Here is a 19,190-nt window from a genome sequence, read left to right as displayed (position 1 = left end):
TTCGCCGGTCCGCAGCCGCAGGCGCGGGTCCGCCTCCCCCGGCCAGCAAGCCGCAGGCGCGGGTCCGCCTCCGCCGGCCCGCAGCCGCAGGCGCGCGCGAGGGAGGCCGGCAGTGCCTGGAACGCCGGCGGCCCCGGCCGTCCACAAGGGGACGGCCGGGGCCGCTGTGCCGTCGGGCGGGGTTGCGGTCGACGGATCAGAAGACCGACTCGGCCTCGTACATCCGGTCGCTGGGGACGGTCTTCAGCCGGGTCACGGCGTCCGCCAGCGGGGCCATCACGATGTCGGTCCCGCGCAGCGCCGTCATGCGGCCGAAGTCGCCGCGGTGGACGGCCTCCACCGCGTTCCACCCGAAGCGGGTGGCGAGCACCCGGTCGTACGCCGTCGGGGTGCCCCCGCGCTGCACATGGCCGAGAATGACCGGCCGCGCCTCCTTGCCCAGGCGGAGTTCGAGCTCCGCGGCCAGACGGTTGCCGATGCCCTTGAAGCGCTCGTGGCCGAACTGGTCGATCTCGCCCTTGGCGTACGGCATCGAGCCCTCGGCCGGGTGCGCGCCCTCGGCGACGCAGATGACGGCGAACTTCTTGCCGCGCGCGAAGCGTTCCTCGACCATCTTGACCAGGTCGTCGACCTGGAAGGGCCGCTCGGGCAGGCAGATCCCGTGCGCGCCGCCGGCCATGCCGGACTCCAGGGCGATCCAGCCCGCGTGGCGGCCCATGACCTCGACGACCATGACGCGCTGGTGCGACTCGGCCGTGGTCTTGAGGCGGTCTATGGCCTCGGTCGCGACGCCCACGGCGGTGTCGAAGCCGAAGGTCCGGTCGGTGGCCGAGATGTCGTTGTCGATCGTCTTCGGGACGCCCACGACGGGCATCCCGGCGTCGGAGAGCATGCGGGCCGCGGTGAGCGTGCCCTCGCCGCCGATCGGGATCAACGCGTCGATGCCGTAACGGAGGGACAGCTCCGCGCAGTTCTCGGCGGCCTCGCGCAGCCGGTCGCGCTCCAGCCGTGCCGAGCCGAGGATCGTGCCGCCGCGGGCCAGGATGCCGCTGACGGCGTTCAGGTCGAGAGGCCGGAAGTGGCCGTCGAGCAGCCCCTTGAAGCCGTCCTCGAAGCCGATGACCTCATCGCCGTGGCCCACCACGGCGCGGTGCACGACCGACCGGATCACGGCGTTCAGGCCTGGGCAGTCGCCGCCTGCGGTGAGAATTCCGATGCGCATCCTGCTCTGTCTCCTGCTCGCTAGTGCCATGCATTCCGGGGACCCGTCGAGAAACCCCCGTACCGTGAGCCAAGACGATTGTCCCACGCCGGGCCCCGCCCCCGCGCTTCCGGCCTCGCCCGCACAGGGCCGTCAGGGGTTCGGAGGCGGCCCGTACCGGGCATACGGTCCGGCGGGCGGCATACCTGCCCCGGTGGGTATCGTCAAGAGGGCGATGTCAGCCAAACAGGACGGAGACCACGCGTGACGCGCAGTGTGTACGTGACCGGGATCGACCGGGGAGACGGCCGCCAGGTCGTCGATCTGGGAGTCATGGAGCTACTGACGCGTCAGGTGGACCGGGTCGGCGTCTTCCGGCCGCTCGTCCACGACGGGCCCGACCGGCTGTTCGACCTGCTGCGGGCGCGCTACCGCCTCTCGCAGAGCCCGGAGACCGTGTTCGGCGTGGACTACCACGAGGCGTCCGCGATCCAGGCGGAGAAGGGGACCGACGAGCTGGCCTCCCTGCTCGTCGAGCGCTTCCACCGGGTGGCCCGCGACTACGAGGTCGTACTGGTCCTCGGAAGCGACTTCGCCGCCACCCAGCTCCCCGACGAGCTGGCGCTGAACGCCCGGCTCGCCAACGAGTTCGGCGCATCCGTCATCGCGGTGGTCGGCGGCAAGGACCAGGACGCCGAGTCCGTGCGCGCCGAGACGCGCAACGCCTACCGGGCGTACGCCGGCCTCGGCTGTGACGTCCTGGCGATGATCGTGAACCGGGTGGCTTCCGACGACCGGGAGGTCATCGCCGAAGGGCTGCGGACCCAGCTACCGGTCCCCTGCTCGGTGCTGCCGGACGACCCGGCGCTCTCCGCGCCCACCGTCGCCCAGATCACGGCGGCATTGGGCGGAACGGTTCTCCTGGGCGACGACTCGGGTCTCGCCAGGGACGCCCTGGACTTCGTCTTCGGCGGCGCGATGCTGCCGAACCTCCTCAAGGCACTGACCCCGGGCTGCATGGTCGTCACCCCCGGCGACCGTGCGGACCTGGTCATCGGTTCGCTCGCGGCGCACAGCGCCGGCACGCCGCCCATCGCCGGCCTCCTGCTCACCCTGAACGAGCGCCCCGGCGAGGAGATACTCCGGCTGGCGGCCCGTCTCGCACCGGGCACACCGGTCGTCGCCGTGACCGGCGGGTCCTTCCCCACGGCGGGTGAACTCTTCGCCCTCGAAGGCAAGTTGAACGCCGCGACGCCCCGTAAGGCGGAGACCGCCCTCGGCCTCTTCGAGCGCCACGTGGACACCGGCGCACTGCTGGAGCGGATCTCGGTGGCCCGCAGCGGCCGGGTCACCCCGATGATGTTCGAGCACGAACTGCTGGAGCAGGCCCGCTCCGACCGCCGCCGGGTCGTGCTGCCGGAGGGCACGGAGGAGCGCGTCCTGCGCGCCGCGGACGTCCTGCTGCGCCGCGACGTCTGCGACCTGACCCTGCTCGGGGACACCGACGTCATCCGGAAGAAGGCCGCCGACCTGGGCATCGACCTCGGAGAGACCCTGATCGTCGACCCGCAGACCTCGGAGCTGCGCCAGGGCTTCGCCGAGCGGTACGCCGAGTTGCGCGCGCACCGCGGAGTGACGGTGGAGCTGGCGTACGACGTCGTCTCGGACGTCAACTACTTCGGCACCCTGATGGTCCAGGAGGGCCACGCGGACGGCATGGTCTCCGGCTCGGTGCATTCCACCGCCGCGACGATCCGCCCGGCGTTCGAGATCATCAAGACGAAGCCGGAGGCCTCGATCGTCTCCTCCGTGTTCTTCATGTGCCTCGCCGACAAGGTCCTGGTCTACGGCGACTGCGCGGTCAACCCGGACCCGGACGCGGAACAGCTCGCGGACATCGCGGTGCAGTCGGCGGCCACCGCTTCCCGCTTCGGCGTGGAGCCCCGGATCGCGATGCTCTCGTACTCGACGGGCACCTCCGGCACCGGCGCCGACGTCGACAAGGTGCGCGAGGCCACGGAGCGGGTGCGCGCCGCGCGTCCGGACCTGATGATCGAGGGCCCGATCCAGTACGACGCGGCGGTCGAGCCGTCCGTCGCCGCGACCAAGCTGCCGGCGTCGGAGGTGGCGGGCCGCGCGACCGTGCTGATCTTCCCCGACCTCAACACCGGCAACAACACCTACAAGGCGGTCCAGCGCTCGGCCGGCGCGGTCGCGGTCGGCCCGGTCATGCAGGGACTCCGCAAGCCGGTCAACGACCTGTCGCGTGGCGCCCTGGTCCAGGACATCGTCACCACGGTGGCCATCACGGCGATCCAGGCGCAGGGCGAGGAATGACCGCGATGACCACCGACCCCACCACCGAAGGCTCCCGCTCCGTGAACGACGCCCACCGCGTACTCGTGCTCAACTCCGGATCCTCGTCCGTGAAGTACCAGCTGCTGGACATGCGGGACCGGTCCCGTCTGGCCACCGGTCTGGTCGAGCGGATCGGGGAGTCCTCCTCCCGGCTGGTGCACACCCCGCTGACGGGCGGTGGTGAGCCCCGCGAGCGCACCGGGCGGATCGCCGACCACGAGCAGGCGCTGAAGGCCGCGGCGGACGAGCTGGCGGCCGACGGGCTCGGCCTCGACTCCCCCGAGCTGGCGGCGATCGGCCACCGGGTGGTGCACGGCGGACTGAAGTTCAGCGAGCCCACGGTGATCACCGACGAGGTGCTCAAGGAGATCGAGCGGCTCGTTCCGGTGGCCCCGCTGCACAACCCGGCGAACATCACCGGGATCCGCACGGCGCAGGCACTGCGCCCGGACCTGCCGCAGGTCGCGGTCTTCGACACGGCGTTCCACACGACGATGCCGGAGCACGCGGCGCGGTACGCGATCGACATCGAGACCGCCGACGCGCACCGCATCCGCCGTTACGGCTTCCACGGCACCTCGCACGCGTACGTCTCGCGCCGCACCGCCGCACTGCTGGGCCGGCCGGTGTCCGAGGTGAACGTGATCGTGCTGCACCTGGGCAACGGCGCCTCGGCCTCCGCCGTGGCGGGCGGCCGGTGCGTGGAGACGTCCATGGGCCTGACCCCCTTGGAAGGGCTGGTCATGGGTACGCGTTCGGGTGACGTCGACCCGGCGGTCACCTTCCACCTGAAGCGGGTGGCGGGGATGTCGACGGACGAGATCGACGTCCTGCTGAACAAGAGGAGCGGGCTGGTCGGCCTCTGCGGCGACAACGACATGCGGGAGATCCGGCGCCGGGTGGACGAGGGCGACGAGCGCGCCACGCTCGCGTTCGACATCTACATCCACCGGCTGAAGAAGTACATCGGCGCCTATTCGGCGGTCCTCGGCCGGGTGGACGCCGTGGTCTTCACGGCGGGGGTCGGGGAGAACTCGGCTCCGGTACGGGAGGCTGCGCTCGCGGGACTGGAGGGATTCGGCCTGGCCGTGGACGCGGAACGCAACGCCGTACGGTCCGGCGAACCACGGCTGATCTCGCCCGACGGCGCGGCCGTGGCGGTCGCCGTCGTACCTACGGACGAGGAGCTGGAGATCGCCGGTCAGACCTTCGACCTGGTCCACAACTGAGCGGCCCCGCGCCCCTTTGTATCTTCCACCAGACGGAATATTCCGCAGTGAAACAAACCGATAGGATCCGCCTCATGCGCCGTTCCAAAATCGTCTGCACCCTCGGTCCCGCCGTCGACTCCCATGAGCAGCTCGTCGCTCTGATCGAGGCCGGCATGAGCGTGGCCCGTTTCAACTTCAGTCACGGTACCCACGAGGAGCACCAAGGCCGTTACGACCGGGTCCGCAAGGCCGCCGCCGAGACCGGCCGCGCGGTCGGTGTGCTCGCCGACCTCCAGGGCCCAAAGATCCGTCTCGGGAAGTTCGCCGAGGGCCCCGTCGAGCTGGTCCGCGGGGACGAGTTCGTCATCACCTCCGAGGACGTCCCCGGCGACAAGTCGGTCTGCAGCACCACCTACAAGGGGCTGCCCGGCGACGTCGCCAAGGGTGACCCGATCCTGATCAACGACGGCAACGTCGAGCTGAAGGTCGTCTCGGTCGACGGCCCCCGGGTCACCACCATCGTCATCGAGGGCGGTGTCATCTCCGACCACAAGGGGATCAACCTCCCGGGTGCGGCGGTCAACGTCCCCGCGCTGTCCGAGAAGGACGTCGAGGACCTGCGGTTCGCCCTGCGGATGGGCTGCGACCTGGTCGCGCTGTCCTTCGTCCGGGACGCCGAGGACGTCAAGGACGTGCACAAGGTGATGGACGAGGAGGGCCGCCGGGTCCCCGTCATCGCCAAGGTCGAGAAGCCGCAGGCCGTCGAGCACATGGAGGGCGTCGTCGCCGCCTTCGACGCCGTGATGGTCGCCCGTGGCGACCTCGCCGTCGAGTATCCGCTCGAGAAGGTCCCGATGGTGCAGAAGCGCCTCATCGAGCTGTGCCGCCGCAACGCCAAGCCGGTGATCGTGGCGACCCAGATGATGGAGTCGATGATCACCAACTCGCGGCCGACCCGCGCCGAGGCGTCCGACGTCGCCAACGCGATCCTGGACGGCGCGGACGCGGTCATGCTGTCGGCGGAGTCCTCCGTCGGCGCCTACCCGATCGAGACGGTCAAGACGATGTCGAAGATCGTCGTCGCCGCCGAGGAGGAGCTCCTCTCCAAGGGCCTCCAGCCTCTGGTGCCGGGCAAGAAGCCCCGTACACAGGGCGGTTCGGTGGCGCGCGCCGCCTGCGAGATCGCGGACTTCCTGGACGGCAAGGCACTGGTGGCCTTCACCAAGTCCGGTGACACCGCCCGCCGCCTCTCCCGCTACCGCGTGGCGCAGCCGATCCTGGCCTTCACCACGGAGGAGGCGACCCGCAACCAGCTCGCGCTGAGCTGGGGCGTCGAGTCGTACGTCGTCCCGCACGTGGACAACACCGACGCCATGGTCGACCTGGTGGACGCCGAGCTGCTGAAGCTGAACCGCTACAGCGACGGCGACACGATGGTCATCACGGCCGGTTCGCCCCCCGGCGTCCCCGGCACCACCAACATGGTCCGGGTCCACCACCTGAGCGGCGAGAACGCCTGACGCGTCACACAGCGGTGAACGGCCGTGGCCCGCATCCCGTGAACACGGGGTGCGGGCCACGGCCGTTGTGCGGCTCCCGAACGGGTCATGGGGTCAGCGGTCGGCGCCGGTGAAGTAGTTCTGCAGGCCGGGGACCTTGAGCGAGCCGCCGAACTGCCCGGCCTGGGTCACCGTGGCGTCGGTGAAGAAGGCGAAGGGCACGTTCAGCGGCGGAGGGGTCTCCGGGCTGAAGGTGACGGGGATGATGCCGAAGAGGTTGCCCTTCAGGCTCTCCGTGTACATGGTCACCGTGCCGTTGCGGATGGTGGAGGTCGAGCCCTCCTCCGCCTTGACGTGGCCCGTCGTACCGTTCGGGCCCTCCGTCAGCTGGTGCAGGTCCTTGATGTCGATGGTGTCCGCGGTGAACTTCAGCACCTTCTTGATGCTGCCGCTGTACGTCTTCACCTCGACGATGCCCTTGTAGTCGAGCCCGGTGAGCGTGAGCTTGGAGGTCTCCAGGATCCACGGCTCGTCCGGGAGCAGCGGGATGCCCTGCTCCAGGTCGGCCGCGGCGAGCGCGTCGGGGTCGGCGGTCGGGCACGGGAAGCGCTCCTTGGCGCCGTCCGGGATCTCCTCGTCCTTCACCGGGTCGAGGCCCTTGACGTCCTCGTCCAGCTCCTCGACGTCCTCGCCCGCCTTCTCCGCGGCGTCACGGATGGCGTCGGAGGTCTCGTCGGCCGCCTCGTCAGCGGCGTCCTTCACCTCGTCGGCCGCGTCCTTCGCGTCGTCGGCGGCCTCCTTCACCGGCTCGGTCGCTGCGGTGGACTCCGACGGCGCCGGGGTCTCCTCGGTGGCGGAGGCGGACGGCTCGGCCGTCGCCTCGTCCTTGCCGTCGAAGAGGTCCTTGAGCGCGTCACCGAGACCCAGCGGGTCGAGAGGGTTCGTCGACTTCGTGGGCGTGGGAGTGGCCGTCGGGGCGGTCTTCTCCTCGGAGGCCTCCTCGGCCGCGTCCTCTGCGGACGCGCTCGCGGAGGGCTTCGGCGCCGTGGCACCGTCGTCCGTGCCGGCCTCGTCGGACTTGTCCTCGCCCGCCTCGCCGTCGTCCGCGCCGTCCTTGCCCGCGTCCGCGGACGGGGTGGCGCTCGGCGTCGGCTCCGCCTCCGGTTCCTGCGATTCGGCCGGCTCGTCCGAGCGGGTCACACAGGGGCCGGGCGCGAAGGGGATGTCCGTGCTGTCGTCGGCCATGGCCAGCCGGGGAGTGAGACCCATGCCCACGAAGACCGCCGTCGGCATCGCGGCGAGCGCGAACGCCTTCTTGCCCGCGGGCATGTGAAGCTTCGTCAGCAGCGACTTCCTGGGCGCCGCGTGGCGGGGCCCTCTTCGCTCCGGAAGGTCCTCCGGCCCGAAGTCGTTCATCCGCGTCTCGTCACCCCGCACGATGACTCCCGCCGTCGCCCTCGGCCGCCACGTCGAACAGCAGCGGCTTCCGCGGAGCCTCCGCGGTGTCGTGGAACCCCTGGCCCTGCTCCGGCATCCGGGGCGCCTCGCCGTGGGCCCCTTCGGACGCGAGGTCGCTCTTGTCCTCGCCCGGGACCCAGGAGATGGACAGGGCTCCGCCGAGGAGGGAGAACAGGAAGCCGATGATGAAGCCGCCGATGTTGGCGACGGGTATGGAGATCAGTGCGAGCAGGATCGCGGCGACACCGGCGAACACCCGCACGATGTGGTGGAACCACATCGTCAGGCCCAGCGTGACGAGCAGGACCCCGATGATCAGCGACCCCGCACCCGCAGTGGTGGACATCGCGATCGTCATGTTGCCGAGGTGCATGTTGGCGTACGGGAAGTACGCGATGGGTAGACCACCCAGGATGGTGAACAGGCCCGCCCAGAACGGCCGGTTACCCCGCCAGGTGCGGAATCCCCGCCGGTAGACGGTGAGGTGGTGCTCGTTCTGCCCTGTGGACTCGGGGCTCATGGAAAACAGCTCCCTGGAACCGGTACTGCTGTGAGAAGAGAAGGGGTGGGCGGCCGGAAGCCCTCAGGGAGCACTCCGGCCACCCGGGCGAGTGCTTAGAAGCACTCCTTGACGCCCTTGTGCAGCTTCAGGCTCAGGTTGCTGAGCTTGAAGGTGCCGGCGGTGGTCGCCCACGCCGTCTGCTCCACGTTGGACAGCGTCGCCGTCTTGGCGCGCTGCGCGAAGCCGTTCGGGTTGACGGCCTTCTCCGTACCGGCCTGGATGCCAGGCTTGCCGACCGAACCGGCCGCGACGCCGATGTCGATCTGCTCGAAGTACGCGTCCGCGTCGAGCTGGGCGACGTCGAGGTAGAGGTTGGTCGCCTCGACGGGCTTCTTCGGGTCGGTGCCCGCGTTCAGCTCCAGGCTGACGCTGCCGAGACCGAAGGGCAGGTTCGGCGTCACGACCGACTGGCACATGTTCGTGATCGTGGCCTTGCTGAAGCCCGACACGGCCACCGGGTGCGCCGCGTCGTTGCCCTTGAGGTCCTTGCCGACAGCGACGCTGCCGTACTGGACGAAGTCCTCACCGACGAGCTTGTCGGTGGAGACCTTGAAGCTCTGGCCGGAGACGCTGAACGACGCGGCGAGCGCGCCCTGCGCCAGGCCGACGCCGACCGCTGCGGTCGCGACGACGCTCGGCACCATGACCAGAGCGAAACGCTTCCATCTGGTACCACCGCGAACCTGCGAACTCATAAATTTCCTCCTTCTCGGACGTACATCTCCGGTACGGGCATGTGCCCGCCCTGGGATGGGAGAAGTGCTACGTCCTCGGGAAGGAGAGCGCCCGGACCGGAGGCGCGTACCGCATCCGAATCACCGGCGATCACCCCCGAGCGACAACCACTGGCCGCGCGTCTGCGCAGCCGGTTCGGACAGGCCCTGCCCAGGGGCAGGAACCCCCCTGTCCGCGATCGGCGCCACTGCCGCCGACCACCCGGTGGGGACCCAACGGACCCGTCTGCGCCGACTGGCCGTCGAGCTGGCGGGTATTGGACCGAGCGTGGCCGATCGTGGTGCATTCGCGGCCGGGACACAAGGGGGGTCGTTACTCGCTAGTAACGGCCCGATAACCCGGACATGACAAGGGGGTACCGTCCGGCCACACAGGGTGGCACCAAAGGGACGCGGAAACGGGACGATTACAGCCCCAACCCGGACAGATCCCGGGAGGCGATTTACTGCGAGTAACAGGGCTTACTTTTATCAAGTTTTGGTAAAGCAGAGGCGTTTTTGTCGTCCACCCGCGAAAACGGCCGCGGTGCCCGGAGGGCTCCACGGCCGTGTTGTCACATCAGAACAAGACGCGCGCCAGGGCGGTCCGGGCCGCGACCACCCGGGGGTCGTCGGGGCCGATCACCTCGAAGAGCTCCAGGAGGCGCACCCGCACGGCGTCGCGGTCGTCGCCGAAGTTACGGCGCACCGTCTCCACGAGCCGGCCGAAGGCGTCCTCGACGTGACCGCCCACGAGGTCCAGGTCGGCCGCCGCCATCTGCGCCGCCGGCTGGGCCGGATTCTCGGCGGCCTCCTTGCGGACCTGCTGCGGGTCCACGCCCGCGACCCGGCCCAGCAGTTCGGCCTGGGCGAGCCCGAGCTTGGCCTCGGTGTTGAGCGGGTCGTCGGCCAGGATGCCCTTGTACGCCGCGACCGCGCCGGCGAAGTCGTTGGCGTCCAGCGCCTGCGCGGCCGTTTCCAGCTGCGCGTCGTACGGGCCGGCGGGAATCTCGGCGGGGGCGCTCCCCGCACCCTCGGCGCCCGCGTCCGGGTCGACGACGATGCCGGTGAGCCCGAACCGCTCCTCACCGACCTGGATCAGCTGGTCCAGCGTCTGACGGATCTGACTCTCGGGGGCCGCGCCCTGGAAGAGCGGAAGGGCCTGTCCGGCCACCACCGCGAAGACCGCCGGGATGCCCTGGATCCCGAACTGCTGCATCAGCATCTGGTTGGCGTCGACATCGACCTTGGCCAGCACGAAGCGGCCGTTGTACTCGGTGGCGAGGCGCTCCAGGAGCGGGCCGAGCTGCTTGCACGGCTCGCACCACTCGGCCCAGAAGTCGATGACGACCGGGACTTCGGTGGAGCGCTGGAGGACGTCGGTCTCGAAGCCCGCCTCGTCGACGTCGATCACCAGGGAGGCCGGGGACACGCCGCCGCCACCCCCCTGCCTGGCCGACTCCGCGCGGGCCTGCTCCGCCTTCGCCTTGGCCTCGCCGGCCGCCTTCACAGCGGCGAGGTCGACGACGCCGCTCATGGACATGTTCCTAGGCTGCATAGGTACATCCTCCCCCCTGAGCCCACCGTTCCGGAAAGCGATCCGTGAACCGCTCCCGCCCACAGCCGCACCGGTGTGTGCGGCGCATGGACGGAAACGGCTCCGAGGCCCTGAATCACCCCGTTGTTCGGCGCCGGGTCCCCACCCGGCGCCAGTGGCTGTCGATCGTTCGTGGCGTCACGACGGCGGACCGTCGCTTCTTACGCTACGGGTCGTAGCGTAACTGGCCACACCCCCCGCAGTGCAAGAGCGCGCGGTGATCTGTCTCACGGGCTCCAGGCCCGGTCAGCGGTACTTACCGGCCGGTATGGTCACCGCATGCTGAGCCGCAGTCCCACCGAACCAGCCCGGTCCGGACGTCCCCGCAGTGCCGAGGCCGACGCCGCGATCCTGGAGGCGACCCGTGCGTCGCTGGTCGATCTGGGCTGGTCGAAGCTGACCATGGGGGACGTCGCCACGCGGGCGGGGGTCGCCAAGACGACGCTCTACCGCCGCTGGGCCGGCAAGAACGAGCTGGTCGTCGACGCGGTCGCCGTGCTCTTCGACGAGCTGGAACTGCCGGACCTGGGCAGCCTGGCGGCCGATGTGGAGGCCGTGGTGCTGCAGTTCGCCGCGCTGCTGGAGCGGCCGGAGACCAAGACGGCGCTGATGGCCGTCGTCGCGGAGTCCACCCGCGACGAGGCGCTGCGGGACCGGATACGGAATTCGATCGTGGCCCGGCAGAAGCATCTCGTCCTGCTGGGCCGCCGGCGGGCCCAGGAGCGCGGGGAACTCCCCGTCGAGCCTGACCCCGGAGTGGCCGCCCGCACCGTCGACCTGATCTTCGACGTGATAGCCGGAGCCGTGGTCCACCGCGCACTGGTGAGCGCCGAGCCCGTCGATGCCGACTGGGCCCGGCGCTTCACCCTGCTGCTGCTCTCGGGACTGGGAGCGGAGTCCTCGCGGGAGGACTGACCGCCGGCGGCGTCAGAAGCCGGGCGGCTCCGTGTAGACGCCCCACTCGTCCCGCAGGACACCGCAGATCTCGCCGAGGGTCGCCTCGGCCCGTACGGCGTCCAGCATCGGCGCGATCATGTTCGACCCGTCCCGCGCCGCGGCCAGCATCGCGTCGAGCGCGCCCCGCACCCGGGCGTCGTCGCGGCCCTCCTTGCGCGCGGCGAGCTCGCGCACCTGCTCACGCTCGACCTCGTGGCTGACCCGCAGGATCTCCAGGTCCCCGGTGACGGAGCCGTGGTGGACGTTGACGCCGACGACCCGCTTCTCGCCCTTCTCCAGCGCCTGCTGGTATCGGAAGGCGGACTCGGCGATCTCGCCCGTGAACCAGCCGTCCTCGATGCCGCGCAGGATGCCCGAGGTCATCGGCCCGATGGGGTGCGTGCCGTCCGGGTGGGCCCGGGTGCCGCGCTCCTTGATCTGCTCGAAGATCTTCTCGGCGTCGGCCTCGATGCGGTCGGTGAGCTGCTCGACGTACCACGAACCGCCCAGCGGGTCGGCGACGTTGGCGACGCCGGTCTCCTCCATGAGGACCTGCTGGGTGCGCAGCGCGATCTCGGCGGCCTGCTCGGACGGGAGGGCGAGCGTCTCGTCGAGGGCGTTGGTGTGCAGGGAGTTGGTCCCGCCGAGTACGGCGGACAGCGCCTCCACCGCGGTGCGCACGACGTTGTTGTACGGCTGCTGGGCGGTGAGCGAGACGCCGGCGGTCTGGGTGTGGAAGCGGAGCCACTGCGCCTTGTCGGTCTTCGCGCCGTAGGTCTCCTTCATCCAGCGGGCCCAGATGCGCCGTGCCGCGCGGAACTTGGCGATCTCCTCGAAGAAGTCGAGGTGCGCGTCGAAGAAGAAGGAGAGCCCGGGTGCGAACGTGTCGACGTCCAGGCCCCGGGAGAGACCGAGCTCCACGTAGCCGAAGCCGTCGGCGAGGGTGTAGGCGAGCTCCTGCGCGGCCGTGGCCCCCGCCTCGCGGATGTGGTAGCCGGAGACCGAGAGCGGCTTGTAGGCCGGGATGTCGCGGGCGCAGTGCTCCATCAGGTCGCCGATGAGGCGCAGATGGGGCTCGGGCTGGAAGAGCCACTCCTTCTGCGCGATGTACTCCTTGAAGATGTCGGTCTGGAGCGTGCCGTTCAGCACGGCGGGATCGACGCCCTGACGCTCGGCGGCGACCAGGTACATGCAGAAGACGGGGACGGCGGGGCCGCTGATCGTCATCGAGGTGGTGACGTCGCCGAGCGGGATGTCCCGGAAGAGGACCTCCATGTCGGCCGCGGAGTCGATGGCCACCCCGCAGTGGCCGACCTCGCCGAGAGCGCGGGCGTCGTCGGAGTCGCGTCCCATCAGCGTCGGCATGTCGAAGGCGACACTGAGCCCGCCGCCGCCGTTGGCCAGGATGGTCTTGTACCGCTCGTTGGTCTGCTCGGCGTTGCCGAAGCCGGCGAACTGGCGGATGGTCCAGGTGCGGCCCCGGTAGCCGGTGGGGTGGAGTCCCCGGGTGAAGGGGTACTCGCCGGGCCAGCCGATCCGTTCGAAGCCCTCGTACGTGTCACCGGGGCGGGGCCCGTACACGGGCTCCACCGGGTCCCCGGAGAGCGTGGTGAAGTCCGCGTCACGCTTGCGGGCCTTGTCGTAACGGGCCTGCCAGCGGCGGCGGCCTTCCTCGATCGCATGAGCGTCCATGGATCAAATTTACTAGGACGTCCTAGTAAATGTCGATGGCAAACCGCCCGGCGCATCGCGCGGGGCGGTCAGGGTCTCCCGTTCGGATCAGGCCGGGTCAGGACTCGCGAGACCGGCCCGATCCGGACGAGAGGTGCCGGAAGGCGTGGATCAGACCTTGACGGCCTGGGGCGAGCCGTCGGTGATCAGCGGCTGGACCTCACGGACCACCTTGCGCTCGACGAAGAACGCGGCGGTCGGGATCGTGCCGGAGACGAGCACCCACAGCAGCTTGCCGACCGGCCACTTCGCCTTGGAGCCGAGGTCGAAGGCGAAGATCAGGTAGATGATGAACAGGACACCGTGGAGCTGCGAGACCACGAGGGTCAGGCCCGCACCGGTGTCGAATCCGTACTTGAAGACCATGCACACGCACAGGATCATCAACATGACGGCGGTGACATAGGCCATCACCCGATAGCGGGTCAGCACGCTGGATTTCATGGCATCGAGCGTAACCGGACGGCCGGGGCGATCTTGCAGCGCCCCGGCCGTCGCGGGGCCGCGTCCGCCGGCGCCCGCTACCCCTTGTCCTCGAAGTCCTGAGCGGCCACCCGCAAGGGCCGGAGCATCGCGAAGATCTCGGCGCACTCCTCCTCGTCGTACACCCCGAGCCCGAAGTCCATCGCCATGAGGTCCTGGCTGGCCGCCTCGACGACCTCGCGGCCCTTGTCCGTGATGGAGGCCAGGGTCCCGCGTCCGTCGTTGGGGTTGGGGCGCTTGGCGACCAGTCCCGACCGCACCAGCCGGTCCACCGTGTTCGTCACGGAGGTGGGGTGCACCATGAGGCGCTCGCCGATCTTGGACATCGGCAGCTCACCGGCCTGCGAGAAGGTGAGGAGGACCAGCGCCTCGTAGCGGGCGAAGGTCAGCCCGTACGGTTTGACCACCGCGTCCACCTCGGCGAGCAGGATCTGCTGCGCACGCATGATCGAGGTGATCGCCCCCATGGAGGGCACCGGCCCCCAGCGCCGGTGCCAGAGTTCCTCGGCGCGGGCGATGGGATCGAAGGGGAGGCTGAGCGGCTTCGGCACGGGACGACCTTACCCACTGGTCACATGGCGGTCAGCCCTGTCTCGCACTTCGGTACCGGACGTGTGTTCTACGGACCTCCAGGGCGAGCAGGAGGGTGCAGGCACCACCGGCCGCCCCCGAGACCGCGACCACCTGGTGCACCGGGAAGAACTCCGCCGCGAGCCCCGCCAGCGCCATGCCGAGCCCCTGGACCGTCATCAGCCCGGCGGTGAGCAGGGTCATGGCCCGGCCTCGCAGCGGCTCGGGCACCGCCTCGACGAACCACTGGTCGAGCCCGATGACGTACGCCGCCCCGGCCCCGGCCAGCACGAGCGCACCCACGGACAGGGCGAGGCCCGGGCGGAAGGCGTACAGCACCAGGGGCAGCAGTCCCAGGACCGCCACCGGCAGCACGATCCGGGAACGGGCCCGGGGGCCGAGCGCGGTCCCCACGTAGAGTTCCGCGCCGATGTGCCCGACGGCCATCGCCCCCATGAGCAGTCCGAGGGCGGCGGGGCCCGCCCCGATCGCGTCCGCGTACGGCGCGGCGAGGGCCTCCGGGGCCACCACGAAGAAGGCCGGCACCCAGAAGAGGAGCAGCAGCCCCCGCACCCTGCGGTCGCCGAGGACGGCGCGGGCCCCGGCGAGCGACTCCGCGAGCAGCGGACCGCTCCCCTCCCCGGTCGTACGGGCGGGCCGGTCCCGGGTGCCCAGCCGCAGCAGCGCCGCGGAGCAGAGGAAGGTGAGCACGGTGACGGTGATCGCCCCGCGCGGGGACAGGGCCGCGAGCAGGACGCCGCCGGCGCCGAAGCCGACGAGCAGGGCGCTCTGCGAGACGAGCCGCAGCAGCGAGCGCCCGAGGACGTAGAGGTCGCCCTCCCCGAGGATGTCGGTGAGCGCGGCCGTACGCGTGCCGGTGAAGACGGGCGCCACCGCGGCCACCACGCAGCGCAGCGCCAGGAGCCCCCAGACCGGTGTGCCGGGGAGCACCATCACGGCGACGCAGCCGGCGCAGATCAGGTCGCAGGTGACCAGGACCCGGCGGGCGGGGTACCGGTCGGCCACCCCCGCGAAGAGCGTGCCGCCGACCACGTACGGGAGGAACCCCAGCGCGAAGGTGAGGGCGGACAGCAGGGGTGAGCCGGTGAGGTCGTAGACCAGCACGGTGAGCGCCAGCTCGCTGACGACGACGCCGAGGAGCGAGAGCAGGTGCGCGGCGAAGACCGGCCGGAACTCCCGTACGGCGAACACGGCGCGGTAGCCGCCGGGGCCGGGGTCCGCCCCCGGAGCGGGGCCCGGGTCGGCCGAGGAGGCGCGCTCCGGGGGCGGGGCCGGGGACGGCGCCTCGACGGCGGGCGGGAGGTCGCGGGGTGTACCCGCCGGGATGGTGTCGTCGCTCGGCATGCACGCAGCTTGGGGGCGCGGACCCGCACCGGCGTAGACTTTCGGCTGACGCCGAAAGTTGGGTGCCTCCATGCCGCTGCATCTGCACTTCGACGAGAGCGATCTCCTCCGCTGCCGCTTCGCGCTCTCCCCGCTCTGGGAGACACAGGAGGCGGTGCGGACGCTGCACCGCCCGGGCCGCCACGGCTACCACCTGCCCTGGCTCCGGCGGATCGAGCAGGACGCGGCGGGGCTGGACCTCACCCCCCTGTGGGCCCTGATGCCGGACGGCGGGCACAACCCGGACTTCGTCTGCCCGCCGCCGCTCGGACCGCTCGCCACCTTCGCCGAGGAGATCGCGGCGGTGCGCGCGACCGATCCGCCGACCGCCCGCCAGGACATGGCGCGCGCCCTCGCCGACGTACCGGGCGGAACACACTCCCCCGTCGGCCGCCGCCTGCTGGCCGACCCGGCGCGGGCGGTCCAGGAGCTGGCGGATCTGCTGGAGCGGGCCTGGCAGGTGATGGTGGAGCCGCACTGGCCCCGGCTGCGCGCGCTGCTGGAGGCCGACATCGCGTACCACTCGCGGCGCATGGCCGAGGTGGGCTTCGAGCGCCTGCTCGGCGAGATCAGCCCGCGGCTGCGCTGGGCGGACTCGACGCTCACCGTGACCGGCACCCGGGGCGACCACAGCAGGGTGCTGGGCGGGCAGGGACTGGTCCTGATGCCCAGCGTCTTCGTGTGGCCGGACGTGGTGGGCGGCTACGAACCTCCCTGGCAGCCCGCAGTGATCTACCCCGCGCGCGGCATCGGTGGGATGTGGGCGCGAGCCGCCGACCGTACGCCGGACGCCCTCGCCCGCCTGCTGGGGCGGGTCCGCGCCGACGTGCTGTGCGCCCTCGCCGAACCGGCCGGGACGAGCACCCTGGCGCACCTGCTCTCGCTCGCCCCGTCCTCCGTGTCGGCGCATCTGTCGGTGCTGCGCGCGGCGGGGCTGCTCACCTCACGGAGGTACGGACACCAGGTGCTCTACGAGCGCACGCCACTCGGCATCGCGCTGGCGGCACAGGAGACCTGAGGGACGGGGTGCTCGTTCAGCTTCCTCCGGCAGGGGCGCCCGCGGCCGTGGCGAGCGCGGGTTCCGCCTCCTGGACCGGACCCGCCGCCCGGTCCCGCTCCCCGGCGCCGCCGCGCGTACCGCGCTCGCGCAGCAGGGTCAGGGAGCGCACCGCCGCCGGCACGAGGGCGACCAGCAGGGCGGGCAGCGCCCCGGGCAGGAGCACGGGGTGGAGGGCCGCCGCGAGGCAGCTCAGCACGCCGAGCGGCCAGGCGAGGGCCGCCACGGGCCGGTGGACGAGCAGCAGTGTGTAGCCGATGACCCGGCCGGGCGGCAGCCGGAACAGCGCCGTGCCGTACTGCCGGGACAGCCTGGCCCACGGGCGGCGGGGCCCGCGGCCGCAGTGGCCGTCCCGGGTGGCCCCCGTTCCCACGGCCGGCACGTCCGGGGTGCGGACGGAGCGCCAGTGGCGCCCCGTCAGCGGGTTGCGGCGGCGGTGCATCTCGAAGCCGGTGGCCAGGTCCTCGGCGGGCGAGGCCCGGAAGCCGCCCGCCCCGCGCAGCGCGGCGATGCGGACGACACTGCCGGCGCCGGCCAGGAGGGGCGCCCCGTAGCGGTTCCCCGCTCGCTGGACCAGGGCGCCGAAGCCGTTGTCGCCGTCGAGCCGCGCGCCGACGGCGAACGCGGTGTCCGGGTCGCGGAAGTAACCCGTCGTCCGCTCCAGGAAGCCCGGCAGGGGCACGTGCGCGGTGTCCGCCGAGGCCAGCAGGTCGTAGGAGTCACCGTGCTTGGCGAGCCAGGCGTTGTGGTTGCCGTGCTCCGTCCCGGCTTGGTGCGGCCCCTCCTCCCGGTTCCACTCGGGCACCCCGAGCCGGGTGAAGTGGTGCACGCCCAGTTCGGCGCAGAGCATCCTGGCCTCCGGGTCGTCGCCCTCGTCCAGCAGCCAGACGTCCAGCGGTCCGGGACACCGCATCCGTACGGCGCCCTCCAGGACGGTCCGCACCGCGGAGAGCGGACGGCGGCCCGGGACGTACGTGGTGAGGAAGGCGATCCGGGTGCCGGGCTCCGGCGTCATCGGGACCGGGTCCCGGGCCACCGCCACGGCGTGGAGGGTCAGGACGACGACGGCCGAGGCGTACAGCGTGATCAGACCGAGGCACACCAGGGTCAGGGAGTCCACGACGACGAGCCACCCCTGCCCCTTCGCACGCCCGGCCCGGTAGGCGGGCAGGAGCGCGACGAGCAGCAGGAGCCCCGCGAGCGAGGGGGCGAGCGCCGGCAGGAGGACGGCTCGTATTCGCGAGCGTCCGGTGCGCCGGTGGCCGCGGTAGCTCACGCGGTACCCGGTCGCGGGCGGCTCGGTGAGCGGTCCGGTGGGCCGCCCGCAGCGGTCGTGGTCATGTCTTTCCGACGGCATCGCGCCTCCAACGGTCGGATATGCCGGTATCCCCACAGAAGGGGAGACGGCGCGAGGTGTCGACCCGGCACGTCCGAGTGAGCGGATTTCTTCGCCCGAACGCGACAGGACCCCCGGCGCCGGGGGCGCGGGGGGTCCTGTCGCGGGGAGTCCCGCGCGGTGCACGGGGGCGCGGGTGTCCGTGGCCGCGCGAGGCAGCGGGTGCGGTCCCGCGCGAGGTCGCGGCCGTCCGTCACACGCCGGGTCGCGCGGGTGGGCGTTCCGGTTCTGGAGGAGCGTCAGCCCGCCAGGTGGCGCGGGTGGGCGTTCCCAATGTGGAGGGGCGTCAGCCCGCCAGGTGGCGTTCCACCGTCTCGACCTTGGAGGTCAGGCCGTCGGTGACGCCCTGCCTGATGTCGGCCTTCAGCACCAGGGAGACCCGGCCGGCGCGGGCCTCGACGGCGGCCACGGCGCGCTTGACGACGTCCATGACCTCGTCCCACTCGCCCTCGATCGACGTGAACATCGCGTCGGTGCGGTTGGGCAGCCCGGATTCGCGGACGACCCTGACGGCGTCGGCGACGTACTCCCCGACGTCCTCACCGACGCCCAGCGGACTGACGGAGAAGGCGACGATCATGCGTTCACCGTGCCTTCGGCGCGGGCGCGGGCGGCGATGACGCCGTCGGCCTCGTACTTCTTGAGCAGCTTCTCGCCGTAGAGCCCGCCGAAGGGGACGACCGCGAGGAGGAAGAAGAGGGCCACGCGCTTGAGCGGCCACTTCGCCTTGACCCACACGTCCAGGAGGAACACCACGTAGATCGTGAAGAGGAGGCCGTGCAGCGCGCCGAGGGGCGGCATCAGGAAGTCGATGTCCGAGATTCGCATGAGCAGCGAGCCGAAGATCAGCAGCGCCGGGAAGGACAGCGCCTCGGGAAGCGAGATGAGGCGCAGCCGGTGCAGGGCGGAAGCGGTCTTGATGTCCACGAGGGCACCTTCGGTGGGAGTGGGCGTGTCGGCTTGTGAACGCACGCACAAGCACAGCCATTGTGGCATCGCCCCCTGCCCCCGGGA

The 19,190-nt window shown here is 71.3% G+C and carries 17 protein-coding genes; 5 read left to right on the top strand and 12 right to left on the bottom strand.

Annotated elements, in window-relative coordinates; all coding sequences use genetic code 11:
• Positions 1–196 precede the first annotated feature (196 nt).
• Positions 197–1,222, bottom strand: a complete 1,026-nt coding sequence (locus tag ACFYQ6_RS13100) for an ATP-dependent 6-phosphofructokinase (RefSeq protein WP_356738415.1) — start codon at positions 1,220–1,222, stop codon at positions 197–199.
• Between the two features lie 243 nt (positions 1,223–1,465).
• Here ACFYQ6_RS13100 and pta point away from each other — a divergent pair, with 243 nt between their 5' ends.
• The 3 genes from pta (at position 1,466) to pyk (ending at position 6,290) form a co-directional block, all read left to right on the top strand.
• Positions 1,466–3,538 carry a phosphate acetyltransferase gene (gene pta / locus ACFYQ6_RS13095; RefSeq protein WP_361573828.1) on the top strand — a complete coding sequence of 691 codons (2,073 nt, stop codon included), beginning with the start codon at positions 1,466–1,468 and terminating at the stop codon, positions 3,536–3,538.
• A 5-nt stretch (positions 3,539–3,543) separates the two neighbouring features.
• Positions 3,544–4,788 carry an acetate kinase gene (locus ACFYQ6_RS13090; RefSeq protein ID WP_361573826.1) on the top strand — a complete coding sequence of 415 codons (1,245 nt, stop codon included), beginning with the start codon at positions 3,544–3,546 and terminating at the stop codon, positions 4,786–4,788.
• Between the two features lie 74 nt (positions 4,789–4,862).
• Entirely contained in the window at positions 4,863–6,290 is a 1,428-nt protein-coding gene (gene pyk / locus ACFYQ6_RS13085; protein WP_361573824.1) for a pyruvate kinase, read from the top strand.
• 93 nt (positions 6,291–6,383) lie between these two features.
• Here the strand turns inward: pyk and ACFYQ6_RS13080 are convergent, their stop codons facing one another.
• From ACFYQ6_RS13080 to ACFYQ6_RS13065, 4 genes are all read right to left on the bottom strand, one after another.
• Positions 6,384–7,706, bottom strand: a complete 1,323-nt coding sequence (locus tag ACFYQ6_RS13080) for a hypothetical protein (RefSeq protein ID WP_361573822.1) — start codon at positions 7,704–7,706, stop codon at positions 6,384–6,386.
• The gene (locus ACFYQ6_RS13075) at positions 7,696–8,247 is read right to left on the bottom strand and encodes a DUF6114 domain-containing protein (protein ID WP_361573820.1); all 552 of its coding nucleotides are present in this window, start codon (positions 8,245–8,247) and stop codon (positions 7,696–7,698) included. The genes ACFYQ6_RS13080 and ACFYQ6_RS13075 overlap by 11 nt, the downstream gene beginning before the upstream one ends.
• A 95-nt stretch (positions 8,248–8,342) precedes the next feature.
• Entirely contained in the window at positions 8,343–8,984 is a 642-nt protein-coding gene (locus ACFYQ6_RS13070; protein ID WP_361573818.1) for a DUF6230 family protein, read from the bottom strand.
• Positions 8,985–9,582: 598 nt separating this feature from the next.
• On the bottom strand, positions 9,583–10,560 hold the full coding sequence (locus ACFYQ6_RS13065; protein ID WP_361573816.1) for a tetratricopeptide repeat protein: 978 nt from the start codon (positions 10,558–10,560) through the stop codon (positions 9,583–9,585).
• A gap of 318 nt (positions 10,561–10,878) precedes the next feature.
• On the opposite strand from ACFYQ6_RS13065, the gene ACFYQ6_RS13060 reads away from it, so the two are divergent.
• Entirely contained in the window at positions 10,879–11,514 is a 636-nt protein-coding gene (locus tag ACFYQ6_RS13060) for a TetR/AcrR family transcriptional regulator (RefSeq protein WP_361573814.1), read from the top strand.
• 12 nt (positions 11,515–11,526) lie between these two features.
• Here ACFYQ6_RS13060 and ACFYQ6_RS13055 read toward each other — a convergent pair whose 3' ends face one another.
• From ACFYQ6_RS13055 to ACFYQ6_RS13040, 4 genes are all read right to left on the bottom strand, one after another.
• Complete coding sequence (locus tag ACFYQ6_RS13055; RefSeq protein WP_361573812.1) at positions 11,527–13,227, bottom strand: methylmalonyl-CoA mutase family protein; 1,701 nt, start codon at positions 13,225–13,227, stop codon at positions 11,527–11,529.
• 150 nt (positions 13,228–13,377) lie between these two features.
• Positions 13,378–13,710 carry a DUF3817 domain-containing protein gene (locus ACFYQ6_RS13050; RefSeq protein WP_361573810.1) on the bottom strand — a complete coding sequence of 111 codons (333 nt, stop codon included), beginning with the start codon at positions 13,708–13,710 and terminating at the stop codon, positions 13,378–13,380.
• A gap of 77 nt (positions 13,711–13,787) precedes the next feature.
• Positions 13,788–14,300, bottom strand: coding sequence for a MarR family transcriptional regulator (locus ACFYQ6_RS13045; protein ID WP_361573808.1), 513 nt, complete (start codon positions 14,298–14,300; stop codon positions 13,788–13,790).
• Positions 14,301–14,331: 31 nt separating this feature from the next.
• The gene (locus tag ACFYQ6_RS13040) at positions 14,332–15,684 is read right to left on the bottom strand and encodes an MFS transporter (RefSeq protein ID WP_388762881.1); all 1,353 of its coding nucleotides are present in this window, start codon (positions 15,682–15,684) and stop codon (positions 14,332–14,334) included.
• A gap of 70 nt (positions 15,685–15,754) precedes the next feature.
• Here ACFYQ6_RS13040 and ACFYQ6_RS13035 point away from each other — a divergent pair, with 70 nt between their 5' ends.
• The gene (locus tag ACFYQ6_RS13035) at positions 15,755–16,741 is read left to right on the top strand and encodes a DUF5937 family protein (protein ID WP_388762880.1); all 987 of its coding nucleotides are present in this window, start codon (positions 15,755–15,757) and stop codon (positions 16,739–16,741) included.
• A 16-nt stretch (positions 16,742–16,757) separates the two neighbouring features.
• Here the strand turns inward: ACFYQ6_RS13035 and ACFYQ6_RS13030 are convergent, their stop codons facing one another.
• The 3 genes from ACFYQ6_RS13030 to ACFYQ6_RS13020 all read right to left on the bottom strand — a co-directional run bounded on the left by ACFYQ6_RS13030 (position 16,758) and on the right by ACFYQ6_RS13020 (position 19,103).
• Positions 16,758–18,137, bottom strand: coding sequence for a glycosyl transferase (locus ACFYQ6_RS13030; RefSeq protein WP_388762879.1), 1,380 nt, complete (start codon positions 18,135–18,137; stop codon positions 16,758–16,760).
• Positions 18,138–18,462: 325 nt separating this feature from the next.
• Complete coding sequence (locus tag ACFYQ6_RS13025) at positions 18,463–18,756, bottom strand: MTH1187 family thiamine-binding protein (protein WP_145803078.1); 294 nt, start codon at positions 18,754–18,756, stop codon at positions 18,463–18,465.
• Positions 18,753–19,103, bottom strand: a complete 351-nt coding sequence (locus ACFYQ6_RS13020; RefSeq protein ID WP_145803080.1) for a DUF3817 domain-containing protein — start codon at positions 19,101–19,103, stop codon at positions 18,753–18,755. The genes ACFYQ6_RS13025 and ACFYQ6_RS13020 overlap by 4 nt, the downstream gene beginning before the upstream one ends.
• Positions 19,104–19,190: the final 87 nt, after the last annotated feature.

It is taken from the genome of Streptomyces sp. NPDC005494 (assembly GCF_042872025.1).
Classification (GTDB): Bacteria; Actinomycetota; Actinomycetes; order Streptomycetales; family Streptomycetaceae; genus Streptomyces.
The sequence above is the reverse complement of the archived record's forward strand: the minus strand, read 5'-3'. Positions and strand labels throughout refer to the sequence as shown.